This is a genomic window from Pseudomonas citronellolis, assembly GCF_029335315.1.
GTDB lineage: Bacteria > Pseudomonadota > Gammaproteobacteria > Pseudomonadales > Pseudomonadaceae > Pseudomonas > Pseudomonas citronellolis_A.
In genome coordinates, this window is sequence record NZ_JARJLT010000166.1 from 1 (window position 1) to 3,590 (window position 3,590).

Annotated in this window: 3 protein-coding genes; all 3 read right to left on the reverse strand. The window is 71.3% G+C overall.

Annotated features, from left to right (window positions below):
- Positions 1 to 40 precede the first annotated feature (40 nt).
- Positions 41 to 838 carry an IclR family transcriptional regulator gene (locus P3W75_RS13290; RefSeq protein WP_276227818.1) on the reverse strand — a complete coding sequence of 266 codons (798 nt, stop codon included), beginning with the start codon at positions 836 to 838 and terminating at the stop codon, positions 41 to 43.
- Between the two features lie 102 nt (positions 839 to 940).
- On the reverse strand, positions 941 to 2,452 hold the full coding sequence (locus tag P3W75_RS13295) for an aldehyde dehydrogenase (protein ID WP_276227819.1): 1,512 nt from the start codon (positions 2,450 to 2,452) through the stop codon (positions 941 to 943).
- A gap of 23 nt (positions 2,453 to 2,475) precedes the next feature.
- Positions 2,476 to 3,576, reverse strand: coding sequence for an ABC transporter ATP-binding protein (locus P3W75_RS13300; protein WP_276227820.1), 1,101 nt, complete (start codon positions 3,574 to 3,576; stop codon positions 2,476 to 2,478).
- Positions 3,577 to 3,590 lie beyond the last annotated feature (14 nt).

The window sequence follows — 3,590 nt, forward strand, 5'->3', positions numbered from 1 at the left end:
CGCTGGACAGTATAGGAAAATTGAAAGTCTTGGAGCGGGCTCAGAGCAGCCCGTTGCCGGCGCGCTGGCTCTGCCCGGCGCTGGAGATCGCCCGCGCCGCCTCGATCAGCGGCGGCGCCAGTTCGCGCTGGGCGTCGGCCAGGCTCCAGCGGCTGGCCGGCACCGAGATGTTGATCGCCCCCAACGGGTGGCCGGCGGCGTCGACGATGGGCGCCGCCAGGCTGATGTCGCCGAGGAAGTATTCGCCGTCGATCCACGCGTAGCCTTCCTCGCGCGCCGTCGCCACGCGCTCGGCCAGCGGCTCCAGGTCGACCACGGTGGCCGGGGTGTGCGGCGGCCGCGGCATGTCCTGCAGCAGCCGGCGGCTGTCCTCCGGGCTCAGCCGCGAGAGGTAGGCGCGGCCCGAGGCGGTGCAGTACATGGGCAGGCGCAGGCCCAGCGGCATCGGGATCATCACCCGGTTGTGGCTGGGGAAGCGGGCGACGAAGACCATGTCGTCGGCGTCCGGCTCGGAAAGGTTGCAGCTCTCGTGGCACTGCCGGTTGAGTTCGTGCAGGTAGGGCGTGGCGCGTTCGATCAGGCTGTCGGTCTGCAGGAAGCCGAAGCCCAGGGACAGCGCGCGCGGCGTCAGGCGGTAGCGCTTCTGCGCGTCCTTGCGCAGGTAGCCGAGGGTTTCCAGGGTGAAGGCGAAGCGCTGCACGGCGCTCTTGGTCATGCCGGTGGCGGCGGCCAGCTCCGGCAGGTTCATGCTCGGGTAGCCGGCGCGGAAGGCGGTGAGCACCTCCAGGCCACGGGCCAGGGTGCTGGCGAATAGGGGCGATTTCTCGGCAGGGGTCATGCGCGGTTCTCGACGATGGGGCGGGCGGCGTGATGGCGGCGCCCGCGAGTGCGCCCATTCTAAACGGGTTGCGGCGCGGAAATCCGCGCCGCAACGCGCGGCTCAGCGGCCCAGGTGCACCCACACCGACTTGGTCTGGGTGTACTGGGTCAGCGCTTCCAGGCAGCGGTCGCGGCCGTTGCCGGACTGCTTGAAGCCGCCCCAGGGCTGGGTCATGTCGCCGTGGTCGAAGCAGTTCACCCAGACGATCCCGGCCTCCACGTCGCGGGCGAAGCTCAGCGCCTGGCTGACGTTGCCGGTCCACACCGAAGCGGCCAGGCCGTACTGCGAGTCGTTGGCGATGGCCAGCGCCTGCTCCAGGCCCGAGACCGGGATGGCCGCGGCCACCGGGCCGAAGATTTCCTCGCGGGCGATGGTCATGCGCGGATCGACGCCGGTGAACAGCGTCGGGCTGACGTAAGCGCCGTGGGCCAGCGCCGCCGGCACGTCGCCGCCGAAGGCCAGCCGCGCGCCTTCCTCATGGGCCTTGTGGATGTGCCCGAGCACCCGCCGTTGCTGCTCGAAGGACACCAGCGAACCCATCCGCGTGTCCGGCGCCAGCGGGTCGCCGGGCTGGTAGCTGCGCGCGGCGAGGGCGCTGAAGCGCTCGACGAAGTCGTCGTACAGCGAGGCCTGCACCAGCAGCCGCGAGCCGGCGTTGCACACCTCTCCCTGGTTGGCGTAGATGCCGTTGACCGCGTAGCTCACGGCGGTGTCGAGGTCTTCGACGTCGGCCAGGATGATCTGCGGCGACTTGCCGCCGCACTCGGTGGTGACCCGCTTCATGTTCGACTGGCCGGCGTAGATGAACATCTTGCGGCCGACTTCCACCGAGCCGGTGAAGCCGATCTTGTCCACGTCCATGTGCAGCGCCAGGGCTTCGCCGGCCTCGCGGCCGTAGCCCTGGACGACGTTGAACACCCCCGGCGGGCCGCCGGCGCGCAGGAACAGCTCGGCCAGCAGCAGGGCGCTGGAGGGCGACTGCTCGGCCGGCTTGAGCACCACGCTGTTGCCGGTGGCCAGGGCCGGGGCGAGCTTCCAGGCGGCCATCAGCAGCGGGTAGTTCCACGGCACGATCAGGCCGACCACGCCCAGCGGCTGGCGCAGGATGTAGTGCAGCGCCTCGGGGCTGGTGCTGGTGACGCTGCCTTCGAGCTTGTCCACGGTTTCGGCGAAGAAGCGGAAGGTCAGGGCGGCGCCGGGCACGTCGACGTCGAGCATGTCGCTCACCGGCTTGCCCATGTCGAGCACGTCGAGCAGGGCGAAGGTCTCCGCGTGCTCCTCGATCAGCTCGGCCAGGCGATACAGCACCGCCAGCCGCTCGCGCGGCGCCGTGCGCGACCAGACGCCGCTGCGGAAGCTGCGGCGGGCGGCGCGCACCGCGTCGTCGACGTCGGCGGCGGCGCTGCGCGGGGCCTGGCAGCGAATCTGCCCGCTGGCCGGGTTGAGCACCTCGAAGGTGGCGCCGGAGCGGGCGGCGCAGCGCTCGCCGTCGATCAGGTTGGCCAGCGGGAAGTCCAGGCGCGCCGCGGCGGCGTGCCAGTCGGCGGTGGTGCGGTGACGAAGGTCGGTCATGGAAAACTCTCCGCGAAGCGGTGTCAGGCGATGGGGTGGGGAGAACTGGCGTAGGCGCGGGCGCTGCCCGGCGGGATGCACAGCTCGACGCTGGCGCCGTCGCCGGCGCTGAGGCGGTCGAAGGCTTCGCGCGGCACGTCCAGGGTCAGGTCGTCGATGCCCGGCAGCTCCAGGTGCAGGCGCAGCGAGCGGCCGTGGAAGATGCTCTGGGCGATGCGCGCGCGGACTTTCGCCTGGCCGTCGCCGGGCAGCGCCAGGCGCATGTCCTCGGGGCGCAGCGAGACGGTCACCGGGCTGCCCGGCGGCAGCGGCTGGGTGCTGCTGGCGAGGATTTCCAGCGAGCCGATGCGCACCCCGACGGCGCCCGGGTGCTGGCTGACCACGTGGCCCTCCAGCAGGTTGGTGGCGCCGATGAAACCGGCGACGAAGGGCGAGGCCGGCGCGTCGTACAGTTCCGCCGGGCTGGCCACCTGTTCCAGGCGGCCGTTGCGCATCACCGCGATGCGGTCGGAGATGGCCAGGGCCTCGGTCTGGTCGTGGGTGACCATGATGAAGGTGGTGCCCAGGCGCGTCTGCAGCTTCTTCAGCTCCACCTGCATCTGCTGGCGCAGGTGCGCGTCGAGCGCCGACAGCGGTTCGTCGAGCAGCAGCACGCGCGGCTCGCAGACCAGCGCGCGGGCCATGGCCACGCGTTGCTGCTGGCCGCCGGAAAGCGCCTGCACGCGGGAACTCGCCTTGGCGGCGAGGCCGACCAGCTCCAGGGTCGACTCGATGCGCTTGCGCGCCTCGGCCGCCGGCACGCGGGCCACGCTCAGGCCGAAGCCGACGTTGTCGCGCACCGACAGGTGCGGGAACAGCGCGTAGTCCTGGAACACGGTGTTCACCGGGCGGCCGTAGGGCGGCGCGTCGGTGACGTCGCGGCCGTCGAGGTAGACGCGCCCGGCGCTGGGTTCCTCGAACCCGGCGATGATCCGCAGGGTGCTGGTCTTGCCGCAGCCCGAGGGCCCGAGCAGGCACAGGAACTCGCCCTGGCGCACCTCCAGGTCGAGGTTGTCGACGCTCACCACGCCGCCCAGGTAGCGCTTGCTGATGCCTTCCAGGCGCACAACCGTATCGCTGTTCATCTTGACTCCTTGGT